The organism is Pseudomonas sp. MWU12-2345, assembly GCF_023242385.1.
Classification (GTDB): Bacteria; Pseudomonadota; Gammaproteobacteria; order Pseudomonadales; family Pseudomonadaceae; genus Aquipseudomonas; species Aquipseudomonas gingeri_D.
The window spans coordinates 187,426-209,937 of the sequence record NZ_JALLJA010000003.1 but is presented as its reverse complement, the minus strand read 5'-3'; the positions used below and the strand labels follow the sequence as shown (position 1 = coordinate 209,937).

Genomic DNA, 22,512 nt, shown 5'->3' with positions numbered 1-22,512 from the left:
ATGTGCACAAACAAGAAGCGCCTTATTCTTACTCAAAACAGTTACACCCGAGCCAACCACAAAGAGCTGGATAAACCCGATGTAGCAAGTGCCTTTCCAGACGGCTTATTGCCCTTGAGTGCACTTAACGCACCACTTCCCGTCACCTTCAGATTATGGGACGACGCCACGACCGACCAGACCTATCAATTGTTCTGGGAGGGCGATGCCATTGGTACCCGCACCGATGTCCTCGATGAAGACCTGGCAAACCCGGAGGAATACCTGAGCCTGGATATTCCCGTGGAACTGCTGGTTGAGAAGAATGACCCGGTCAATCCAACCGATAAGAAATATAAGCTCAAATATCAGGTCTACGACAAAATCAGCAAAGAGGAAACCGACTCGTTCGAGACCCTGATCGAGGTCGACACCACCCGTCCCGGCCTGCCGAGCCATGGCCCGATGGCCTTCCCCCGGGAGGTCGATGATGGCCTGACTTCGGCGGAGTTGACCGCACTGGGCAATAGCCTCGATGTCATGGTGACCAGCTACAGCACCATGGCCGAGGGTGACTTCATCGAGACGTTCTGGGGCAACATCCCAGGCCCCACGGCCACGGTGCAGATGAACGATGTCGAGCTGGAGGAAGTCCCCCTGTCCTTCACCCGCGCCTTCCTTGAAGACGTCGAGTCCCAGGTCGGCAACGTCCTGTCGGATGTCACCTATATCGTCACCGACCGTGCCGGCAACGTCTCGCCGCGCTCCCTGGCGCGGCAGATCCGCCTGCTGCTGGCCGAGATCCCGGACGATCTGCCACGGCCGATCGTCGAACAGGCCAGCCCCGCACAAGGCGGGCTGATCGACTACAACGATGCGATCACCGGTGTCACCGTCGATATTCCACATTACCTGGGTGCCCAGGCCGAGGACCTGGTGACGCTCTACTGGGGCGACAACAACCCGTTGCCGGCCATTCCGGTCCAGGACGGCGAGGAAGACAACGATCCGGTTCTTTCGCCGGTCCTGCAATTCGACATTATCAATCGCTTCCCCGAGGCGACGGTCAATGTCCACTATGAAGTACGCCGCAACGGCCAACTGGTCGGGTCCTCGCTGGTGCAGCCCGTGGCGGTCTACCTGACCCTGCCCGTTCCGGAGGAACGCCTGCAGCCACTGACGATCCAGGGCACCAGCGGCAATCCCAACCGCGAAGACAACTTCATCGACCCGGACGACTATGAGCTGGATGGGCGGGCCATCTTCCGTTGGGTCAACGGCCTGCGCGTCGACGACTACGTCAACTTGCACTGGGGCCAGCAGGTGGTGGATCAGTGGTATCGGATCACCCAGGCGGACTTCAATGCCGGTGTCGATATCGACATTCCGGTGAGCAACCAGGTCATCAAAACCGAGGGGACCGGTGCCGCCATCCCGGTGACCTACACCATCACCCGCGACACCAACCCCAACCCGGCACTGGCGCCGAGCCAACCGGTGGTGGTGCGTTCGAAAATGGAACAACCCGGTGGCGAGCTCGGATTACTGGAGCCGGTGTTCACCCGGCTGTCCGACGCCGGCCATGTCATTCCGAGCCTGAGTCCGGACGGCACGCCGGTACTGGTCAGGCCTTAAGACAATATCCGCCTCTACCACGACATTGCCCTGACGTTCAAAGGGTTTGAACTGGACGGAACGCCTATCCCGGACGCGCTCTATGAAAAGACCGATACGATCAACCCGACCAATATCGGCACGGGCCTGACTTTTCTGATCCCGCTCCCCAAGTTGATCAGCATTTGCAAAGGTTATGCGGAGGTTACTTATCGGGTTGAACCGCGCCCTGAACATAATCAGGAACCGGCCAACTCGTTGATGGGCTCGGCCCCGGTCAGCATGAACAAACCCGGTGTCGGTTGCAGTTAACGCGCCAACTTAATATTCCCTGAAAACCTAAAAGCCCTTTATAAGCCAAGACTTATCAAGTGCCTCAGTGTGTCTGCGGCCTTCTCTTGAAGGCCGTATTCAAACAAGGAAATCAATATGACACTTAAAGCACCTGTTTTCGACCAGCCCCATGTTCCCGATGCCTTCGAAGATGGTTTGCTGCCCATCAGCGCACTGAATGCCCCGGTCCTGGTGACATTCAAAGTCTGGGACAATCCCTCGACCAGCGAAACTTACCAGTTGCTCTGGAACGAAGTGCCTATCGGCAATAGCGAGTTCATCAAGCCCGAAGACCAGCCCGGCGACACCCTGGAACTTTATGTTCCCCTCGACCAGCTGATCGAGGGCAAGTATCAACTGGCCTATCGTGTCACCGATACTTTCAGCGAAGAATTCACCGACTCCTTCGCCTTCCCCGTCGAAATCGACACCACCGCCCCCGGCTATCCCACCACCCTCGCGCCCCTCGACTTCCCCCCGGCTGTCAGCGACGGCCTCACCTCGGAAGAACTGACGCAACTGGGCGATGTGCTGCCAGGCACCGTCCACGGCTACAGCGGCTTCGCCATCGGCGACCGGATCAGAACCTTCTGGGGAGCCACCGAAGGTCCTGGCGGCAAGGTCGAGGAAGATGACATGGAGGAACCGCGAAAAGTCATCATCGAGTACCCCCGCGCCTTTCTCGAGTCCCTGGACGACTTCAACGGCCCGGTGCTCTATACGGTCACGGACCGCGCCGGAAATAGCTCCCAGGACTCGACCGCCATCGATGTGTTGCTGTTGCTCAACGGGCTTCCGCTGCCAGGCGACCTGCAACGCCCCACCATTCGCGGCGCCTCGCCCGAAGCTGTGGATAACCTGATCGACGAAAATGATTTTGAGCGGGATGCGCGTGCCGTCATTACCTGGAATCCCGGTTTGCGCGAAGGGCAGGACATCCAGTTGCTCTGGGCCGGACAACCGATGTTCGACCCGCCCTATGCCATCACCGAGGGCGATGTCGCCGCCGCCCGCGACCTGCACCTGCCGGTCCTCAACAGCCGCTTCAGGCCGCTGGGCACCGGCAGCGATATCCGCGTGTGGTACAGCGTGACCCAGGCCGGCAATCCGAACGCTTCAAGATCGCCGGAGCAAAGCATCATCGTCCGCTCCCGCGATGAACTGCCCGGCGGACCCGAGGGGCCCGACGCCCCGCTATTCACCGAGCTGAACGAAAACGGCGCGATCAACACGGCCAACGGCCAGGACGGCGCACCGGTGCATATCGTCCCCTACTTCAATATCAAGGCAGGCGATGTCATCCACTTCCTTTACGAAGGTTTCGACCAGCTGATTGGCGGTAATCCAACAAACCAGTGGCCGCACACCTCCGCGCCATTGACCGAGGAACAGGTCCGCGACGGCTATGACCTGCGCGTCCCAAGATCGGTGCTGGATGCCACTTGCTACGGTCATGCCGAGGCCTCGTTCCACGTCGACAGCGTCACCGGAACCGGCCGCTCGAAACGCCGGAGCGCCTATCTGGACATGCGCGTGGCTGGTCGATGCCCGTCCGCCTTCAGCCAGTGACCTGATCTCTTTTGCCCATGGAGCCTTTATCATGTCCAAGCACATCCATCAGCGAAACCTGGATAAACCGCTGATCCTCAGCGCCAATCCCGCCGGGGTCGGTGCCATCGATGTCGAAAACCCGGAGAAACCCTTGAACGTGCTGGTCGGGCCGTTGAACCTCAAGCCCCTGGATCATATCGATCTGTACTGGGCGGAGGCCGCGGAACCGGCCGCCACTTACGATCATCCCCTCGACGCGCCACCCACCAACGGCTTCGTGACCCTGTCCGTCGACAGCCGCAGCCTGGCGTCCGCCCCGGACCCGGTGCCGGTCAGCTATCGCTTCAGCCCATTTCCCGGTGGCACATCGGAGGACTCCGACGCCAGCCACATCCGGGTAAAGCTGGAAGCCCCCGGCGGCATCGACACCGACCCGGCGACGCCCTATGAAAACGAAGCCCTGCGTCCACCCCAGGTGCAACCGTCGGGGGTGATCGTCGATCCGCAAGGCGTGCGGGTGATCATCGCGCCTTACCCGCACATGAGCGAAGGCGACCGGATCAGCGTGAGCTGGGCCGACCAGACGCTCCAACACCCGGCCTTGGGCGCGGCGGAACTGGAGCGAGAGGTGGTCGTCCCGATCCCCGCGCAAATCGTCGAAAGCGTCGGCAACTCCAGTAGCCTGCCGGTGCGCTACGAGATCCATGATGTGGTCGGCAACTGGTCGAAACGCTCACCCGCCACCGAGGTTGTGGTCAGTCTCGGGGGCTGACCACTCCCGCGTCGGTTGCCACCGGCCAGGCAACCGGCGCTTTACAGCGCCTGACTCAGGATAAAGTCGTGGATGTGCCGCGCCGCCGTGTCCAGATGCTGCCCATGGGTGAAACCGCTGGCCTTCAGCGGCTTGAGATCGTGATCGGCCGCTGCCAGCCAGCTCAGCTCGATTTGCGCCGACAGTTCATAACCCGACACGGTTTGCCGATTGCCCAGGGCATCGCGTTCGCCCTGCACGATCAGAGTCGGCGTGACGAGATCCGCCAGATGCGCCACCCGTGGTTTCTCCGGCTTGCCCGCCGCATAGAACGGATAGCCCAGGCATACCAGTCCTGACGCACCAAGGTCGTCGGCCAGCAGGCTGGCCATGCGTCCGCCCATGGACTTGCCGCCAATGAACAGCGGCCCCTGGACCTGACGCCGCACGCCCTCGTACACCTCGCGCCAACACTCCAGCAAGCGCGCCTGTGGGTTCGGTGGACGCTTGCCGCCATCCAGGCGCCGTTGCGCCATATAGGGAAACTCGAAACGCACCACGGCAATGCCCTGTGTCGCCAGGCGATCGGCCATGGCGGCCATGAAGTCACTGTCCATCGGCGCGCCGGCACCGTGGGCGAGGATCAGCGTGGCGAGCGGGCCAGCCTCCCCGGCGGCGTTGTACAGATAGCCCGAGTCCACGACCCATGTGGCCTGGGAATGGGTTGTTTGCAGGGTCGACATGTCGCCTCTCATCTCACTGTCCGCACCGATCACGGCCCCCAAATGGGCCCGCGCCGGAAACCTAGATATGTAACGCATCGCTGCGCCGCTTTTCCTGAAAATGAAAACACCTTATCTGCCAGCCCAGACACTGCAAGGCCGGCGGCGCCGACACGGGACGCTCCCCGGTCCATTTCCAGACGAGTATTGCCATGCCTCAAGACGCCCTCACCCACGCCGAACAACCCGGCGCCAGTCGCCTTCCAACGGATCTTGCAGTCGCGCCGATGCGTCAGAAGACGACGATGCCGCTGCTCAGCCGCACCTTCGCCAGCCTCGACGAAGCCGTCCAGTATGCCCACGGCCAGGCCGCTTTCAAAGGTTTGAAGCGCCCCTCGTCGTTTATCCTCAAGCAGGCACAGAAGGCGGAATTCACCGTTGCGCAAGCGCTGGACGGCGCCCCGATGCCCTTCGACCCGGACGCGCTCTTCGGTCGGGACGCCCAGGGCCGGCTGCGGTTGCCCGAAGGCTTTATCCTCGCCGGCCTCTACTGCCAGGCCGAGACCGCCCATGAACAACTGCCGCCCCGGGAAAGCTGGCTGTACGAAAACTTTTTCAGTCCCTACGACCTGTTCGCCGGGCTCCACCACGCACGCCGTTCCCGTGCCCCCGCGCCTGGCGCTCACCCGCCGCCGTTGTTTTTCGGCACCCCCGACGGGGCGCTGCTGGCCTACCACCCAGGGGACAGCGAACTGGAGCAGGCACTGCTGCCCGAAGGCGCGGACTGGCAGGCACGGGCCCGGCACGCTCGCGAGCAACTGTTGAGCGGCGCACTGCCGCCCCACCAATTCGTCCGCACGATCGCCGCCGCCGGCTCCTTGCAGGTGTTGCACGGCAGCTACCTGTGGAACCGACAGGGGCGGGTCGACCCGATCCATTGGGCCCCCTTCACCGACGCCGTCCTGCCTGAACTGGGCCCGGCCTTCCTCTCGGCGGACGACGCCGCCCGCCATGCCCAACAGCTGATCCAGGGCGGCAGCGACAAGGAGTTCGGCGGGCTGATCTTCCAACGCCAGGACGCGACCTTTGTCGCCACGCTGCCGACCACCGGTAACGACCGCCGCTTCAACCGCAATACCCTGTATCCGATCACCGAAACCGGTATCGCCAGCTTCCCCCCCGGCCACCGGCTCTATGCCGTCTACCGTTCCAACATAAGCCTGTCGGCCCTCAAGGAGCAAAACGACGGGCCCCTCGACAGGCCCTCGATACTCTCCGAACAGGAAACCCGCCTGCGCCTGAAAAGCATCACCCCGGATGAGGTCCTGACCACCCTTCTCGCCCGGCCACAGGGGGTCAGGGCGTTTTATGCGCTGATGACCGACTCCACCATCATCAAATACATGCCCAGCGGCTCCGCTGAAGAGGACGCGTTGATCCCGCGCCTGCTGCCGGGTAATGATCTCAGCGACCTCAATCGGTTGCTGCCCAGCGAGTTCATCAAATCCCTGGCCAAAACCGGCGCGCTCTACGTGGTCCGTGGCGATACCTACTGGGGCCCGCCCGGCCAGGTGCCCCGCGATTGGGCACCCTATCCAGCGCAGAAAGCCTCGACTCCGGCCTTGCCGGCCTTCGGGCCACTGTTCGACAGCGCGGATGCCGCGGCCCTGTACGCCAACGAACGCATCAATGGTCATTACCGCGACCGGCGGATCGGCGTGATTATCAGCGACAGCCACCAGCGCTACGCCGCCAGTGAACCGCTGAGCGCCCGGGAACCGCTGTTTGCCGCGGACCCACGCTTGCCCACCGGCGCCGACGGTTCTCCGGCATTGCCGCCCGGCTGTCGCCTGGCCGGCTTCTACTACAGCGCCGCGCTGTATCCGCGACGCCTGCCGTGCAAGGACGTCTGGATATACCGCAACTTCTTTCTGCCCGCTGAGCTGCTGGCGGCGCTCAAACAGATCAAAGCCTATCGTCCGGAGCCGAACTCGCCGACCCTGCCCCTGTACCTGAGCACCCGCGATGGTGCGCAGTTGAAATACCGTTCGCTGGATATCCACGCCGACCAAGCGCTGCTCGCCGGCAGCGAAAACCTGCTGAGCTACGGCGAACGCCTGGTCAAGGGCATCCTCGACCCGCTGAATTTCATTCACGCGCTGGCCGACAGCGGTGAACTGAGCGTGCTTCAGCCCAGTGAACTGTGGGGACCGGCCGGTCGGGTCAGCAGTGAATGGCACGCTTATCATCAGTTGCAACGGCGCGTCCTCGGCCCGCTCTTCGCCAGCGCCGACGACGCGGCACGTCACGCCCACGGGCAGATTCCCCGCCGTTACGACAAGGTCTATGGCGGGGTGATCCTGAAACGCGCGGACGGCCTGTTTGTCGCCAGCGCGCCGCTGGTTTCAGCCACCGAGATCTTCGACCACACGCTGGTATTCCCCCACCGAAATGGCTTTCCCCTGGAAGATCACACGATTGTCGGGACCTACAGCTCACGCCTGGGCAACCTGGATTTCCTGCTGGCGGCGACGGAAGCCCAGCTGTACCTGAACCTGTTTCCGACCTGGGACATCTATCGGGCCATCAAGGATCGCGCGATTCCATTGCGCTATTTCTCCGGCCAGGACGGCTCGTTGATCCGCTACACCAGCCAGCACTCCCCGAGCGAAATCGACCTGTTCAAGACGCTGTCGCCCTCGCCGACAGACCCGCTGAACCTGATGGAAAATCCCACGGAACAACGTTTCAAGAGCGGCCTGGAGACCGACAAGGGCGCCGTGCTGACATTCGCTCGTGATCTGGTCAAGGCCGGCGAGCTGCGGGTGCTGGTCCCTGGTCGCGATATCTGGACCAGCCCCGGGAAAGTGCTGTCGATTCGCGACAGCGCCGCCGGGGTGCTGGTCGAGACGGACCAGGCAGCGATTGCCAACTATTCCCCTGTGTTCAGCCCGGTATTCATGAGCGCCGCGGATGCCGTGCGGCATGCCCTTGCGCAAACCAATCCGAGAACCCAGCGCAGCTTCGGCTTTATTTTCAAGAAAACCGAGAAGGAATACGTCTCTACCGCCCCCGCCCTCGACATCAGCAGTGACTTCGATCGCACGCTTATACTCCCGCCGGATATCGCCGTTCTCAGCCTGATCCCCGGTTATCGCCTCGATGGCCTCTATGTGTCGGAACCCCGGCGGGAGGCGCCGCCCAGCGACAGGGTCTACCAACACTTTATCTCAGTGCGCGATTTCGCCCACGCCATCAAGACCGCTCGCGAAACGGCAATAGTGCCGGGCCACCAGAGCACCACCCGGCTGTATCTGGCGAGCGCCGACGGGGCCTTGTTCAGCTACCAGGTGCCGTTGGTGCCCGATGCCGACGAAGTGCTGCGGGGCAGTCTCTTTCACAACGACGGTATCGATACCCAGGGCCAGTTGGAGAACGGCTCGCTGTCCGGTCGTGACTATGTTCGTCGTGTGGCCGCCAGCGGCAAATTGAGTGTCTTGCGGCCCGGTACGCTGTGGCGCCAGACAGGCCCGGTCAGCGCCTCCTGGGACCCGTCCGACGGCGCATCGGGCGCAATCGAACGTTATGCCCTCAGCCCGCTTTTCGCTCACCCGGACGATGCCGCGCGTTATACCCATGGCAAGATCGGCCAGGGTCGAAGCGCACTGCTGGCGGATGCGATCTATCGCACCTCCGCCCCTGACGGTTATGTCACCCTCGAACCTTTCGTCGATGGCCAGGCGATCAAGATCACCCGCACCCTGGCCGACCGGAAGACACAGGCACTGGAGCAACAGCGTCTTGAATTGACCCTGGGGAAAACCCCGCTCGACAGTATTCACTATGCCAAACCCCTCGACCCTGCCCGCTATCAGACCGGCGACACACCCTGCGCCGACTTTTTCTGCGTCGAGGATATCTGCTTCGTCACCAAGACCCTGCTGGCGGAAAATCTCTTCCTCAACGGTATCTACTACTCCAGCCAGGACGGCGCCTTGCTCAAGTACGAGCCGAGGGATTCCAGCGCACAACGGGATTTGTGCATACCGGTCGAACCGGTCAGCGGCAACAGCATCACCCTGCCTCATGTTCGCTTGATCAACGCCGTCGCCAGCGCGGGCAAATTGAGTGTGCTGGAGACCAGTCCGCTCTGGGAGAAGGCAGGCCCGATCTCCCCCACCTGGAACCCGCCGCCGGCCAGCGCCGATCGACGCCCGCGCGCCACGCGGGAGCTGGTCCCGCCGCTGATCAACAGTTTTAATCTCGGCGGCATCGGCGCCACCGATGTGATCGACCCGCAACGGCCATTGCCCGTAGTGATCGCCCCGCTGGAGCTGAAACCCAGGGATCGGATCGACCTGTATTGGGGCAGCCATCCCGATCCGGTCGCCAGCCATACCCAGGACAGCACACCCGGCGCCAGCCACCTGACCCTGCGGGTCGAGACCCGCTGGATCATGTCGGCGGAAGCCGTGACGGTGCGCTACGTCCTCACCCCCTTTCCCGGCGGCGCGCCGGAAACCGCCGAAACCCAGGTACGGATCAAGCTGGACGTACCCGGCGACCCCGACACCCAATCCGCGACGCCCACCGTCAACGACAAGCTCGAACTGCCGGTGATCCTGCCGCCCGGGGTGATCGAAGACCCGGAGGGGGTCAGCGTGATGATCAAGCGTTATGCGAACATGGCCGCCGGCGATGCGATCGTGGTGTCCTGGCATGGCCGCCTGGTGCAGCACCCACCCTTGCTGGCCCCGAGCGACGAAGTGGTGGTGCCGATCGATCCGCAGATTATCCGCGAGGCCGGCAACTCCGACGCGATCATCGTGCGTTACGAGATACGCGATGGGGTCAACAACTGGTCGCGCTGGTCACGCCCGGCCCTGGTCGAAGTCGGCATCGGCGATCCGGACCTGCGCCCGCCGGTGGTCCCCCGGGCCCAGGGCATGCAACTGAACCTGGACACCCTCAATGGCGCCGACGTGCAGACCCTGGTGCTGCGGTATGAAGGCATGAGCAACGCCCAGACCCTGCGCCTGCTGGTCGAACGGGAAACCGCCCTCGGCGCGACGCTGCCCGCGTACAGCGCGATGCTGCCCGGCAGCGACAGCGATGCCTTCGTCTCCTTCGAAGTGCCGAACGAGCAGTTTCTCCTGATCATCCGGGGCCAGGCGCGGTTCTACTACTACGTCGAGACGCCCAACCAGCCCGCGCGCCGCTCCCGGAGCCTGCCGCTGCAAATCACCGGCCGCGCCCTGACCCTCAAGCCACCCCGGGTGCCTGTCGCCGAAGCCAACGGCAACGTGCTCGACCCAATGCAAACCGGCGTGATTGCCCGGGTCGAGCCCTATTCGTTTATCGCCCCGGGCCAGAGCGTGACCCTGATCTGGCTCGGCACCACCGCCACCGGCATGGAAACCCGGCACCAGGAGGCCAAGGTGGTAATAGGGACCGACCAGGACATCGACTTCAGCATTCCAGACGACCAGGTCAGCGTGCTGGCCGGGGGCTCCGTGGTGGTGCGCTATGAAGTCCAGACCGTCGCCCCGGAGCCCGTCGTGTCCCAGGCCCTGCTGTTGCCGGTCAGTGCCAGCCCGCTGGATCTGCCGGTGCCCAAGGTGCTGGAGGCCCACGACACGCTGCTGTTCCCGCTGCAGGCGCTGATGGGCGCGACGATCCGGGTCGGCTATGTCATGGAGACCCGCGACAGTATCCAGGCCTACTGGCGCGGCACGCCCGGTGCCGGCACCCCTCTTATCGATGCCAAGCCCGGCAGTGCCGGCGGCAGTGTCGACTTCGCCGTGCCCGTCACGGCGGTCAGCGCCAATATCGGCAAACGCGTGGAGGTCGGCTATACCGTCACCCGCGACGGCATCCCCGCCCCATCGGAGAAACTGCTGCTGGACGTCCTGCCCATCGCCCAGGATGACCTGCCCACGCCCTTCGTTCATCAGGCACCGGACAATCAGGTCCTCGACCTCAACACCTTCAGCGGCGATGCCCGCATCGAGATCCTGAAATGGCCGCATATCCAGCTCGGGCAACGGGTCTGGTTGCGTGGCGAAGGTACCCGGTCCGACGGCCGGCCTTACTCCTTCGCGATTTGGGAGGCCCGGGAAATCCCCTCGATCGCCGACGCCTTCGACGACCCCGTGCCACGGGGGGAGCTTGATCAATTGAAAGACCTCAGCGGCCTGACCTTCACCTTCAAGGTGACCTTCGACGGCAGCCCCGACGAATCCACCGCCCTGACCTTCCCCCGGCTACGCCTGGTGGTGCGGACCAGACAGCGGGTGCCGGAACTGCTCTTCGACACCCACCCCGTCAGCTTGCCCGGCAAGATCTACCTGATTCCCTGCCACCCACAGGTGCTGCCGGCCTTCGGCCCGGGCACGACGAGCCAGCGCACGGCCAGCGGCGGCGTGCCCGGCTATCACTACAGCAGCGACAACCCGCGGATCGCCGTGGTCGACGGCAACGGCAAGGTCAGCGTGCGTGGCAATGGCCAGACCCGGATCCGGGTCAGCGACAGCGCCGGGCAGCGCAAAAGCTACGAAGTCAGCGTCAGCGGCGTGGTCCAGTGCTACAACCTGGGCGAGGGCAGCAAAGACGAGACCCTGCACAAGGCCCGGCAAAAAGGCCTGAGCATTCCGTCGCTGGACGAACTGATCAGCATCCGCACGGCCTACGGCAACCGCTGGCCGTTGCAGTCGCCGCTCAAACCGAAAACCTGGTCATCGACCAGCAAAAGCCCGTTGGGACTGGTGCACGCGGTACTCGACATGACCTTGGACGTGGTCGAGCCGGAGCACCCCTATATCAAGGTCACCCCCGGCCTGAGCCTGCTCTATGAAGCCAGCGGCCTGGGTATCGGGTCCGCGCTGCTCCTCGACTGCAAAAAAGCCCGGGGCCTGCCCGAGAATGCCCGGGAGCTGGAGCGACCCAGGGTCGAGGCGGCCCTGGATGACGGCCAGGGACTGCTGCCGATCAGCGCCCTCGACGCCCCCGTCCGGGTGACCTTCCCGGTCTGGAGCAACCCTTCCACCGACGAGACCTATCAGCTGCTGTGGGGCACGGAATTGCTGGGCAGCCCGGTGTTCATCGGTCCGGGCGATAATCCCGGGGACACCCTGAACCTGGACATTCCCGTCGAGGCGTTGACCCACGGTAACCACGAACTCAGATACCGGGCATACGACACCATCAGCCAGCAATGGACGGACTCGTTCCCGACCCTGATCGAGGTCGACCGTGAAAAACCCGGCCAGCCGTTGCTCGCGGCCATGGCTTTTCCACCCCAGGTCCACGACGGCCTGACCTCGGCGCAGCTGAGCCAACTGGGTAATGTGCTGCCGGGGACCATCGCCAGCTACAACGGTTTCGCGGTCGGCGACCAGGTGAGCACCTTCTGGGGCAATATCGAGGGGCCGGGGATGCGGGTCATGGAACTCAAGACCATCGTCATCGAGTTTCCCCGCGCCTTTCTCCTCTCACTGGGGGCCGATGCCGATTGGCCGGTGTCCTACCGGATCCAGGACCGCGCGGGCAACCTGTCGGAACGCTCGGAAGCGGTCACCGTCAAGTTACGACTGTCGGGCAGTGGGCGTCCCGATCTGGTGTTCGACCAGCGTCCGGTGACGCTCAGCGGCAAGATCTACCTGATCCCCAGCCATCCGACGGTGTTGCCCGCCTTCGGCCCGAGCACTTCGGTCCGACGCCAGGCCAGTGGCGGTACGCCCGGTTATACCTACAGCTCGGGCAATCCGGCGATTGCCGTGGTCGACGCGTCCGGCCTGGTCACGGTGCGCGGCAACGGCAGCACGACCATCACCGTGCGCGATCAGGGTGGACAGATGAAAAGCTACAACCTGACGGTCAGCGGCGTTATCCACTGCCATGGGCTGGGACTGGGCACCTTTGCCAATATGCAGGCGAAGGCCAACGCCGGGCATCGGCGCCTGCCGGCACGCGCCGAGTTGAAGGAAATCCATCGCCTCTACGGCAACCGCTGGCCCCTGGGCGCCCAGCGCGAATGGCTTGAGGAGAACCTGCGGGAAACGGAGTCGACCACTTCGCGGGATTTCGGCCTGACCTGGTCCACCGACCGGGCGACCGTGGTACCGCCGATCAAGTACTACGTGCTGCACCTGCCCAGCGGCAAGGAGTCGATCCTGTTCGACCTGAGCAATGCCTATGGCCTGGGCCTGAGCTGAACCGAAACCTGCGCCGGCCTTGAGGCTTGAGCGCATACCCTGTGGGAGCGGTGCTGTCGGATTGCCGCAGCGCCGCGAGGCTTTTGGCGGTCTCGCGGGCCTCTTCGCGGGCAAGCTCCGCTCCCACACAAGCTCCGCGTGCCCACAGGCCCGCGCCTGCTCAACCCACCCCATTGACCCTCGTCAATACCACCCGCTGGCTATTTGCCCATGCTTGGCTGGCTTTTAGTCTGCCTATAACTCCAGATCCCGCGAATGCAACAGCGCCGGCCGGGTCTGAACCGTGGATGGGGAACCATGAACACTTCAATCAGTACCGCCTACAACTACAAGGTGGTCCGCCAATTCGCCATTATGACGGTGGTGTGGGGCATCGTCGGCATGGGGCTCGGGGTTTTCCTCGCGGCCCAATTGGTCTGGCCCGAACTCAACTTCAACCTGCCCTGGACGAGCTTTGGACGCCTGCGCCCGCTGCACACCAATGCGGTGATCTTCGCCTTCGGTGGCTGCGCGCTGTTCGCCAGTTCCTACTACTCGGTGCAACGCACCTGCCAGACCCAGCTGTTTGCGCCGAAGATCGCGGCGTTCACCTTCTGGGGCTGGCAACTGGTGATCCTCCTGGCGGCCATCAGCCTGCCGCTGGGCTACACCAGCTCCAAGGAATACGCCGAACTGGAATGGCCGATCGATATCCTGATCACCATTGTCTGGGTCGCCTACGCCATCGTGTTCTTCGGCACGCTGGTAAAGCGCACCACCAAGCACATCTATGTCGGTAACTGGTTCTTCGGTGCCTTCATCATCACCGTGGCGATCCTGCATATTGTCAACAACCTGGAACTGCCGGTCAGCCTGACCAAGTCCTACTCGATCTACTCCGGCGCTACCGATGCCATGGTCCAGTGGTGGTACGGGCACAACGCAGTGGGCTTCTTCCTGACCGCCGGCTTCCTCGGGATGATGTACTACTTCGTGCCGAAACAGGCCGAGCGCCCGGTGTATTCCTATCGCCTGTCCATCGTCCACTTCTGGGCGCTGATCACCCTGTATATCTGGGCCGGTCCCCACCACCTGCACTACACCGCCCTGCCGGACTGGGCCCAGTCCCTGGGCATGGTGATGTCGCTGATCCTCCTGGCCCCGAGCTGGGGCGGCATGATCAACGGCATGATGACCCTCTCCGGGGCCTGGCATAAGTTGCGCAGCGACCCGATCCTGCGCTTCCTCGTGGTGTCGCTGGCGTTCTACGGCATGTCGACCTTCGAAGGGCCGATGATGGCGATCAAGACCGTCAACGCCCTCTCCCACTACACCGACTGGACCATCGGCCACGTGCACGCCGGTGCCCTCGGTTGGGTGGCGATGATCTCCATCGGCGCGCTGTACCACATGATCCCGAAAATCTTCGGCCGCCCGCAGATGCACAGCATCGGCCTGATCAACGCGCACTTCTGGCTCGCTACCATCGGCACCGTGCTCTACATCGCCTCGATGTGGGTCAACGGCATCGCCCAGGGCCTGATGTGGCGCGCGGTCAACGATGACGGCACCCTGACCTACTCCTTCGTCGAAACCCTGGTGGCCAGCCACCCCGGCTACGTCGTCCGGCTGATCGGCGGGGCAATCTTCTTCAGCGGCATGTTGCTGATGGCCTACAACACCTGGCGCACCGTGCGCGGCGCGCAACCCGCCGCCGTGATCGCCGCCGCGCAGATGGCCTGAGGAGTTCGTCATGAAACACGAAGTGATTGAAAAGAACGTCGGCCTGCTGATGCTGCTGATGGTACTGGCCGTGAGCATCGGCGGCCTGACCCAGATCGTTCCGCTGTTTTTCCAGGATGTCACCAACAAGCCGGTGGAAGGCATGAAGCCCTACACCGCACTGCAACTGGAAGGCCGCGATATCTACATCCGCGAAGGCTGCGTCGGCTGTCACTCGCAGATGATCCGCCCATTCCGTGCCGAGACCGAACGCTACGGGCACTACTCGGTGGCCGGTGAAAGCGTCTGGGACCACCCGTTCCTCTGGGGTTCCAAGCGCACCGGACCGGACCTGGCCCGGGTCGGCGGGCGCTACTCGGAAGACTGGCACCGCGCGCACCTGTACAACCCGCGCAACGTGGTCCCGGAATCGAAAATGCCGGGCTACCCCTGGTTGGTGGCCAACCCGCTGGACAACAGCCTGACCGAAACCAAGCTGCGGGCGATGCGCACCCTGGGCGTGCCCTACACCGACGACGATATCGCCGGGGCCAGGGAGTCCGTGAAGGGCAAGACCGAAATGGACGCCCTGGTCGCCTACCTGCAAGTGCTCGGCACTTCGATCAAGAGCAAGAGGTGAGTCATGGACATGAGTAGCGGAATGATCCGCGGCCTCGGCACCCTGGTGGTGTTCATCGCCTTTATCGGCCTGGCCCTCTGGGTGTTCAACGCCAAGCGTACTTCCGAGTTCGCCGAAGCCTGCATGCTGCCCTTCGCCGATGACGAGCCGCTTCCCGCCCCCCCTGAAGATCCCACTGCAACAAGGAGCACCCGGCCATGACCACCTTCTGGAGTGCGTATATCTGCGTACTGACCATCGGCAGCCTGATCGGCCTGACCTGGTTGCTGATCGGCACACGCAAGGGTGAAACCAAGGGCAGCGTCGACCAGACCATGGGCCACAGCTTCGACGGCATCGAGGAGTACGACAACCCGTTGCCGCAGTGGTGGTTCATGCTGTTCGCCGGGACCCTGGTGTTTGCCGTCGGCTACCTGATCCTCTACCCCGGCCTGGGCAACTGGAAAGGTATCCTGCCCGGCTACGAGAACGGCTGGACCGGCGTCCACGAATGGGAAAAGGAAATGGACAAGGCCGATGCCAAGTTCGGACCGATCTTCGCCAAATTCGCGGCCATGCCCGTGGAACAAGTAGCCAAGGACCCGCAAGCGCTGAAAATGGGCGGACGCCTGTTCGCCTCCAACTGCGCGGTGTGCCATGGCTCGGACGCCAAGGGCGCCTACGGTTTCCCCAACCTCGCCGACGAGATCTGGCGCTGGGGCGGCAGTGCCGACACGATCAAGACCACCATCATGGGCGGACGCATCGCGGCCATGCCGGCCTGGGGCGAAATCCTCGGTGAGGACGGGGTGAAGAACGTCGCGGCCTATGTCCGTCACGACCTGGCCAAGCTACCGCTGGCGCAGGATTCCACGGCGGACCTGGCGGCGGGCCGGCAAACCTTCAGCACCACCTGCATCGCCTGCCACGGTGCCACCGGCCAGGGCAGCCAGATCATGGGCGCCCCCGACCTGACCCAGCCTTCCGGCTTTATCTACGGTAGCAGCCTGGTGCAATTGCAGCAGACCATCCGCCACGGCCGCCAGGGCCAGATGCCGGCCCAGAGCGAACTGCTCGGCAACGATAAGGTGCAGTTGCTGGCCGCTTACGTGTTCAGCCTCTCCCATGGCGGTCAAGGAGAAAACAAAGCCCAATAACCACCGGATATTTCCTGTCGCATCGATCAGGATGCGACAGTTCCCCGCCTGTACGCGACCCAATGTCGCACCTCTCTTTTAGTCCGCCTACCCACTCCCGGGAATCGGTACTAAGCTTTGCTCACTTCGATCAAACCGCATCCCCTCGCCTGCCGGACGATTCCGGCCTTTTCGAGGGCGCGTTTTGACCTTACACCGAGCATGGAAAGGCCGCAGAATCAGCGTCGCACGGTATTGACCCAGGTCATGCCGCGTTGCAATGACCCTGGGCTTTATCCATACTTGCGGGCGATTTTCACCCCTAATAAATATACCTAAACCGTGGAACCTTAGAATGAGCACAGCAATCAGTCCGACTGCTTATAACTATAAGGTAGTCCGCCAGTTCGCCATCATGACGGTGGTCTGGGGGATCCTTGGCATGGGGCTCGGTGTCTTCATCGCCTCGCAACTGGTCTGGCCGGAGTTGAATTTCGGCCTGCCCTGGACGAGTTTTGGACGCCTGCGCCCGCTGCACACCAACCTGGTGATCTTCGCCTTCGGTGGTTGTGCGTTGTTTGCCACCTCTTACTATGTCGTGCAGCGAACCTGCCAGGTACGACTGATCTCCGACGGCCTCGCGGCCTTCCACTTCTGGGGTTGGCAGGCGGTGATCGTCGGTGCCGGGATCACCCTGCCCCTGGGTTACACCACCACCAAGGAATACGCCGAACTGGAATGGCCGCTGGCAATCCTCCTGGCGATTGTCTGGGTGGTCTACGCCCTGGTGTTCTTCGGCACCATCGTCAAGCGCAAGACCAAGCACATCTATGTCGGCAACTGGTTCTACGGGGCCTTCATCCTCGTCACCGCGATGCTGCACATCGTTAACCACATCTCGCTGCCGGTGAGTTTCTTCAAGTCCTACTCGGCCTACGCCGGGGCAACCGACGCGATGATCCAGTGGTGGTACGGCCACAACGCCGTGGGCTTCTTCCTGACCACCGGCTTCCTGGGGATGATGTACTACTTCGTGCCGAAACAGGCCGAGCGGCCGATCTACTCCTATCGCCTGTCCATCGTGCACTTCTGGGCGCTGATCACCCTGTACATCTGGGCCGGTCCCCACCACCTGCACTACACCGCCCTGCCGGACTGGGCCCAGTCCCTGGGCATGGCGATGTCGATCATCCTCCTGGCACCGAGCTGGGGCGGCATGATCAACGGCATGATGACCCTCTCGGGCGCCTGGCATAAGCTGCGCACCGACCCGATCCTGCGCTTTTTGGTGGTGTCCCTGGCGTTCTACGGCATGTCGACCTTCGAAGGGCCGATGATGGCGATCAAGACCGTCAACTCGCTGTCCCACTACACCGACTGGACCATCGGTCACGTGCACGCAGGGGCCCTGGGTTGGGTGGCGATGATCTCCATCGGCTCGCTGTACCACATGATCCCGAAAATCTTCGGGCGTCCGCAGATGCACAGCGTCGGCCTGATCAACGCACACTTCTGGCTCGCCACCATCGGCACCGTGCTTTATATCGCCTCGATGTGGGTCAACGGCATCACCCAGGGCCTGATGTGGCGCGCGATCAACGACGACGGCACCCTGACCTACTCGTTCGTCGAAGCCCTGCAGGCCAGCCACCCCGGCTATATCGTACGCGCCATCGGCGGTGCGTTCTTCGCCAGCGGCATGCTGCTCATGGCCTACAACGTGTTCCGTACCGTTCGCGCCTCGGACCCGGCTGAAGCTGAAGCCGCCGCTCAGATCGCTGTCGTTGGAGCTCACTGATGAAGCACGAAGTAGTCGAGAAGAATATCGGCCTGCTGGCCTTCTTGATGGTCATCGCCGTGAGCATCGGCGGCCTGACCCAGATCGTCCCGTTGTTCTTCCAGGACGTCACCAACAAGCCGGTCGAAGGCATGAAGCCACGCCCGGCACTGGAACTGGAAGGCCGTGACATCTTTATCGCCAACGGTTGTGTCGGCTGCCACTCGCAGATGATCCGCCCGTTCCGCGCCGAGACCGAACGCTACGGGCACTATTCTGTAGCCGGTGAAAGCGTCTGGGACCACCCGTTCCTCTGGGGTTCCAAGCGCACCGGGCCGGACCTGGCCCGGGTCGGCGGGCGTTACTCCGATGACTGGCACCGCGCGCACCTGTACAACCCGCGCAACGTGGTGCCCGAATCGAAAATGCCGGCTTATCCGTTCCTGGTGGAAAACAGGCTCGACGGCAAGGACACGGCGAAGAAAATGGAAGTCCTGCGCACCCTCGGCGTGCCTTACACCGACGAAGACATCGCCGGGGCCAAGGATGCCGTGAAGGGCAAGACCGAAATGGACGCGCTGGTGGCCTACTTGCAGGGCCTGGGCACCATCATCAAAAGCAAACGGTGATCTGGATGGATATCGGGATGATTCGTGGCCTGGGCACCCTGGTGGTGATGGTGGCCTTTATCGGCCTGGCGCTGTGGGTGTTCAGCCCACGGCGCAAATCGGAATTCGAGGATGCAACCCTGTTGCCTTTCGCGGATGACCCCGAAGCCATCAAGCAGGTCGAAAAAGCGTCTAGGAGTAATAAAGAATGACTATGTTCTGGAGTCTGTACGTCACAGTCCTCACTCTGGGTACCATCTTCGCCCTGACCTGGCTGCTGCTATCCACCCGCAAGGGACAGCGCGCCGATCAGACCGAGGAGACGGTTGGCCACTCCTTCGACGGTATCGAGGAATACGACAACCCGCTGCCCAAATGGTGGTTCATGCTGTTCGTCGGCACCATCATCTTCGCCCTCGGTTACCTGGTCCTGTACCCGGGCCTGGGCAACTGGAAAGGCCTGCTGCCCGGCTACGCCTACCTCGACAACGATAAGCAGACCGCCTTCGCCAACGGCCAGACCGGCTGGACCGGCGTGCACGAGTGGGAAAAGGAAATGGCCCGCTCGGATGCCAAGTTCGGGCCGATCTTCGCCAAGTACGCGGCCATGCCCATCGAGGACGTGGCCAAGGACCCGTTGGCGCTGAAGATGGGCGCACGGCTGTTCGCCTCCAACTGCTCGGTGTGTCACGGTTCCGACGCCAAGGGCGCCTACGGCTTCCCCAACCTGACCGACGAAGACTGGCGCTGGGGCGGTGAACCGGAAACCATCAAGACCACCATCATGGGCGGTCGCCACGCGGTGATGCCGGCCTGGGCCGAAGTCATCGGTGAGCAGGGCGTGGCCGATGTCGCCTCGTTCGTGCTGACCAATCTGGATGGGCGCAAGCTGCCGGAAGGCGCCAAGGCCGATCCGGTGGCGGGGCAGAAACTCTTCGCCACCAACTGCGTGGCCTGCCACGGTCCTGAAGGTAAAGGCACCCCGGCCATGGGCGCGCCGAACCTGACGCACCCGGCGGCGTTCATCTACGGTTCAAGCTTCGCGCAGTTGCAACAGACCATCCGTTATGGTCGCCAAGGGCAGATGCCGGCCCAGGCGCAGTTGCAGGGCAACGACAAGGTTCACTTGCTCGCCGCCTATGTCTACAGCCTGTCCCACGGTGATAACAAACCTGCTGAATAAGCCAGTTTGAGCAACCCCCGACGGCCCCACCAGCATAACTGGCGGGGCCGTTTTCATTACGCGCGGCCGCTTTCCACACGCAGGAAACACCCCACGGGTCGGCGGATCAGAGATCGCCATAGCCGGCGCCAATCCGCCCCCACTCACGATCAATCATCTATAGTCAATTGACTTGGATCATGCTTTGTTACATCTGCTACACCATACTGAGCGCAGACCCAACGCGACCAAAGGTCGCACCCTTGGAGCGCAGGGACGGGCGTATCATTGCGCCATTGCACTACTCTTTCCGATCGCGGTCGGCACGTACTGACCGAGGCATTTCCCCCAGCCGTGGGACGCAATAATGAGCAAGCAGATTCCGGTACACGACGTCACGCCACCTGCCAAACCCGCCAATGCAACTGTCGACCTCTACGCTTCGCGAGAGAAAATCTACACCCGTGCCTTCACCGGCCTGTTCCGCAACCTGCGGATGGTGGGGGGGGCCGGCCTGTTCCTGCTGTACTTCGGTACCGTGTGGCTGAGCTGGGGCGGTCACCAGGCCGTGTGGTGGAACCTGCCCGAACGCAAGTTCTTCATCTTCGGCGCGACCTTCTGGCCCCAGGACTTCATCCTGCTCTCGGGTCTGCTGATCATCGCCGCCTTCGGCCTGTTCTTCATTACCGTCTATGCCGGACGGGTCTGGTGCGGCTATACCTGTCCGCAAAGCGTCTGGACCTGGATCTTCATGTGGTGTGAAAAGGTCACCGAAGGCGACCGCAACCAGCGCATCAAGCTGGACAAGGCGCCCATGGGCGCCAACAAATTCCTGCGCAAATTCGCCAAGCACAGCCTGTGGCTGCTGATCGGTTTTGTCACCGGCATGACCTTTGTCGGCTACTTCTCGCCGATTCGCGAACTGGTCATCAGCTTCTTCACCGGCGAGGCCGATGGCTGGTCGTACTTCTGGGTCGGCTTCTTCACCCTCGCCACCTACGGCAACGCCGGCTGGCTGCGCGAACAGGTGTGCATCTACATGTGCCCCTATGCGCGCTTCCAGAGCGTGATGTTCGACAAGGACACGCTGATCGTCTCCTACGACCCGCGCCGGGGCGAAGAGCGGGGTCCGCGCAAGAAAGGCGTCGACTACAAGGCCCAGGGCCTGGGCGACTGCATCGACTGCACGATGTGCGTGCAGGTCTGCCCCACCGGTATCGACATTCGCGACGGCTTGCAGATCGAGTGCATCGGCTGCGCCGCCTGCATCGACGCCTGCGACAGCATCATGGACAAGATGCAGTACCCCCGCGGGCTGATCAGCTACACCACCGAACACAACCTTTCCGGGCAGAAAACCCATAAGCTGCGGCCACGCCTGATCGGTTATGCACTGGTGCTGCTGACCATGATCGGCCTGCTGGTGACGGCGTTCTTCATGCGTCCGCTGGTGGGTTTCGACGTCAGCAAGGACCGCGTGCTGTACCGCGAGAACGCCGAAGGGCGGATCGAAAACGTCTACAGCCTGAAGATCATGAACAAGGATCAGCGCGACCATACCTATGTCCTGGACGCCAGCGGACTGCCCGACCTGAAACTCCAGGGCAAGCGCGAAATCCACGTGGCCGCCGGCGAGATATTCAGCATGCCGATGGAACTGTCCAGCGCCCCCGAGCAACTGCCGTCGAGTACCAACGAGGTGAAATTCACCTTGCGCGATGCCGATGACGACAGCGTTCATATTGAAGCCAAGAGCCGATTCATCGGCCCGCAAATCCGTTAAGGAACGACACGATGCCCGCAGCAACCGCCGCAAGCCCCTGGTACAAGCACCTCTGGCCCTGGATCCTGATCGGGATCATGGCCTGTTCGGTGACCCTGACCCTGTCGATGGTGACCATTGCGGTGAAGAACCCGGACAACCTGGTCAACGACAACTACTACGAGGCCGGCAAGGGCATCAACCGCTCCCTGGACCGCGAACTGCTCGCCCAGAGCCTGAAGCTGCATGCCAGCGTGCATCTGGACGAAGTCACCGGTGAGGTCGACCTGCGCCTGCTGGGCAACAGCCAGCCGGCCAGTGTCGAGCTGAACCTGATCTCGCCGACCCAGCCGGAGAAGGACCGCAAGGTCATCCTGAACCGCAGCGCCAGCGAACCGGGGCGTTATATCGGGCAACTGGCCGACAAGATCGAAGGCCGGCGCTTTGTCGAGTTGCTGGGGGTCGAAGGCGACAAGACCTGGCGCATGTTCGAAGAGGAGCAGATCAGCCAGGACAAGGACCTGAAGCTGGGCGATGAGCCGCTGCAAGGCGCTGAAGAACAGAGCAAATAAATACGATCCCGC

Annotated in this window: 15 protein-coding genes; 14 read left to right on the top strand and 1 reads right to left on the bottom strand. The window is 62.8% G+C overall.

The features are described from left to right. The first annotated feature begins 114 nt into the window (after positions 1-114). The 3 genes from M5C71_RS09395 to M5C71_RS09385 all read left to right on the top strand — a co-directional run bounded on the left by M5C71_RS09395 (position 115) and on the right by M5C71_RS09385 (position 4,249). Complete coding sequence (locus tag M5C71_RS09395; RefSeq protein WP_248767687.1) at positions 115-1,614, top strand: hypothetical protein; 1,500 nt, start codon at positions 115-117, stop codon at positions 1,612-1,614. A 408-nt stretch (positions 1,615-2,022) separates the two neighbouring features. Next, positions 2,023-3,495 (top strand): addiction module component, encoded by a 1,473-nt coding sequence (locus M5C71_RS09390; protein ID WP_248767686.1) that lies wholly within the window; start codon positions 2,023-2,025, stop codon positions 3,493-3,495. Positions 3,496-3,526: 31 nt separating this feature from the next. After that, positions 3,527-4,249 (top strand): hypothetical protein, encoded by a 723-nt coding sequence (locus M5C71_RS09385; protein WP_152736999.1) that lies wholly within the window; start codon positions 3,527-3,529, stop codon positions 4,247-4,249. A 41-nt stretch (positions 4,250-4,290) separates the two neighbouring features. Here the strand turns inward: M5C71_RS09385 and M5C71_RS09380 are convergent, their stop codons facing one another. Then, positions 4,291-4,971, bottom strand: coding sequence for an alpha/beta family hydrolase (locus M5C71_RS09380; protein ID WP_247263293.1), 681 nt, complete (start codon positions 4,969-4,971; stop codon positions 4,291-4,293). Between the two features lie 191 nt (positions 4,972-5,162). Between M5C71_RS09380 and M5C71_RS09375 the strand changes: the two genes are divergently transcribed. The 11 genes from M5C71_RS09375 to M5C71_RS09325 all read left to right on the top strand — a co-directional run bounded on the left by M5C71_RS09375 (position 5,163) and on the right by M5C71_RS09325 (position 22,500). Next, the gene (locus M5C71_RS09375) at positions 5,163-13,163 is read left to right on the top strand and encodes an Ig-like domain-containing protein (protein ID WP_248767685.1); all 8,001 of its coding nucleotides are present in this window, start codon (positions 5,163-5,165) and stop codon (positions 13,161-13,163) included. 297 nt (positions 13,164-13,460) lie between these two features. Further along, on the top strand, positions 13,461-14,885 hold the full coding sequence (ccoN, locus tag M5C71_RS09370; protein WP_152737001.1) for a cytochrome-c oxidase, cbb3-type subunit I: 1,425 nt from the start codon (positions 13,461-13,463) through the stop codon (positions 14,883-14,885). A gap of 10 nt (positions 14,886-14,895) precedes the next feature. Next, entirely contained in the window at positions 14,896-15,504 is a 609-nt protein-coding gene (gene ccoO, locus M5C71_RS09365; RefSeq protein WP_103499661.1) for a cytochrome-c oxidase, cbb3-type subunit II, read from the top strand. Positions 15,505-15,507: 3 nt separating this feature from the next. After that, positions 15,508-15,705, top strand: coding sequence for a CcoQ/FixQ family Cbb3-type cytochrome c oxidase assembly chaperone (locus M5C71_RS09360; RefSeq protein ID WP_103499660.1), 198 nt, complete (start codon positions 15,508-15,510; stop codon positions 15,703-15,705). Then, positions 15,702-16,640: a cytochrome-c oxidase, cbb3-type subunit III gene (gene ccoP / locus M5C71_RS09355; protein ID WP_152737002.1), complete on the top strand. Its 939-nt coding sequence runs from the start codon at positions 15,702-15,704 to the stop codon at positions 16,638-16,640. The genes M5C71_RS09360 and ccoP (M5C71_RS09355) overlap by 4 nt, the downstream gene beginning before the upstream one ends. A gap of 334 nt (positions 16,641-16,974) precedes the next feature. Then, positions 16,975-18,417, top strand: a complete 1,443-nt coding sequence (gene ccoN / locus M5C71_RS09350) for a cytochrome-c oxidase, cbb3-type subunit I (RefSeq protein ID WP_247263295.1) — start codon at positions 16,975-16,977, stop codon at positions 18,415-18,417. Then, positions 18,417-19,025: a cytochrome-c oxidase, cbb3-type subunit II gene (ccoO, locus tag M5C71_RS09345; RefSeq protein ID WP_103499335.1), complete on the top strand. Its 609-nt coding sequence runs from the start codon at positions 18,417-18,419 to the stop codon at positions 19,023-19,025. The genes ccoN (M5C71_RS09350) and ccoO (M5C71_RS09345) overlap by 1 nt, the downstream gene beginning before the upstream one ends. 5 nt (positions 19,026-19,030) lie before the next feature. After that, entirely contained in the window at positions 19,031-19,216 is a 186-nt protein-coding gene (locus M5C71_RS09340) for a cbb3-type cytochrome c oxidase subunit 3 (protein WP_100940961.1), read from the top strand. Continuing rightward, positions 19,213-20,187: a cytochrome-c oxidase, cbb3-type subunit III gene (gene ccoP / locus M5C71_RS09335; RefSeq protein WP_103499334.1), complete on the top strand. Its 975-nt coding sequence runs from the start codon at positions 19,213-19,215 to the stop codon at positions 20,185-20,187. The genes M5C71_RS09340 and ccoP (M5C71_RS09335) overlap by 4 nt, the downstream gene beginning before the upstream one ends. Before the next feature lie 346 nt (positions 20,188-20,533). Beyond that, positions 20,534-21,949, top strand: a complete 1,416-nt coding sequence (ccoG, locus tag M5C71_RS09330; RefSeq protein WP_103499333.1) for a cytochrome c oxidase accessory protein CcoG — start codon at positions 20,534-20,536, stop codon at positions 21,947-21,949. 11 nt (positions 21,950-21,960) lie between these two features. Next, positions 21,961-22,500, top strand: coding sequence for a FixH family protein (locus M5C71_RS09325; protein WP_103499332.1), 540 nt, complete (start codon positions 21,961-21,963; stop codon positions 22,498-22,500). Positions 22,501-22,512: the final 12 nt, after the last annotated feature.

What these genes read in the sequence shown, in the direction of transcription:
- M5C71_RS09390 (WP_248767686.1), top strand. Translation starts at nt 2,023, where the DNA reads ATGACACTTAAAGCACCTGTTTTCGACCAGCCCCATGTTCCCGATGCC.
- M5C71_RS09385 (WP_152736999.1), top strand. Translation starts at nt 3,527, where the DNA reads ATGTCCAAGCACATCCATCAGCGAAACCTGGATAAACCGCTGATCCTC.
- M5C71_RS09380 (WP_247263293.1), bottom strand. Translation starts at nt 4,971, where the DNA reads ATGTCGACCCTGCAAACAACCCATTCCCAGGCCACATGGGTCGTGGAC.
- M5C71_RS09375 (WP_248767685.1), top strand. Translation starts at nt 5,163, where the DNA reads ATGCCTCAAGACGCCCTCACCCACGCCGAACAACCCGGCGCCAGTCGC.
- ccoN (WP_152737001.1), top strand. Translation starts at nt 13,461, where the DNA reads ATGAACACTTCAATCAGTACCGCCTACAACTACAAGGTGGTCCGCCAA.
- ccoO (WP_103499661.1), top strand. Translation starts at nt 14,896, where the DNA reads ATGAAACACGAAGTGATTGAAAAGAACGTCGGCCTGCTGATGCTGCTG.
- M5C71_RS09360 (WP_103499660.1), top strand. Translation starts at nt 15,508, where the DNA reads ATGGACATGAGTAGCGGAATGATCCGCGGCCTCGGCACCCTGGTGGTG.
- ccoP (WP_152737002.1), top strand. Translation starts at nt 15,702, where the DNA reads ATGACCACCTTCTGGAGTGCGTATATCTGCGTACTGACCATCGGCAGC.
- ccoN (WP_247263295.1), top strand. Translation starts at nt 16,975, where the DNA reads ATGAGCACAGCAATCAGTCCGACTGCTTATAACTATAAGGTAGTCCGC.
- ccoO (WP_103499335.1), top strand. Translation starts at nt 18,417, where the DNA reads ATGAAGCACGAAGTAGTCGAGAAGAATATCGGCCTGCTGGCCTTCTTG.
- M5C71_RS09340 (WP_100940961.1), top strand. Translation starts at nt 19,031, where the DNA reads ATGGATATCGGGATGATTCGTGGCCTGGGCACCCTGGTGGTGATGGTG.
- ccoP (WP_103499334.1), top strand. Translation starts at nt 19,213, where the DNA reads ATGACTATGTTCTGGAGTCTGTACGTCACAGTCCTCACTCTGGGTACC.
- ccoG (WP_103499333.1), top strand. Translation starts at nt 20,534, where the DNA reads ATGAGCAAGCAGATTCCGGTACACGACGTCACGCCACCTGCCAAACCC.
- M5C71_RS09325 (WP_103499332.1), top strand. Translation starts at nt 21,961, where the DNA reads ATGCCCGCAGCAACCGCCGCAAGCCCCTGGTACAAGCACCTCTGGCCC.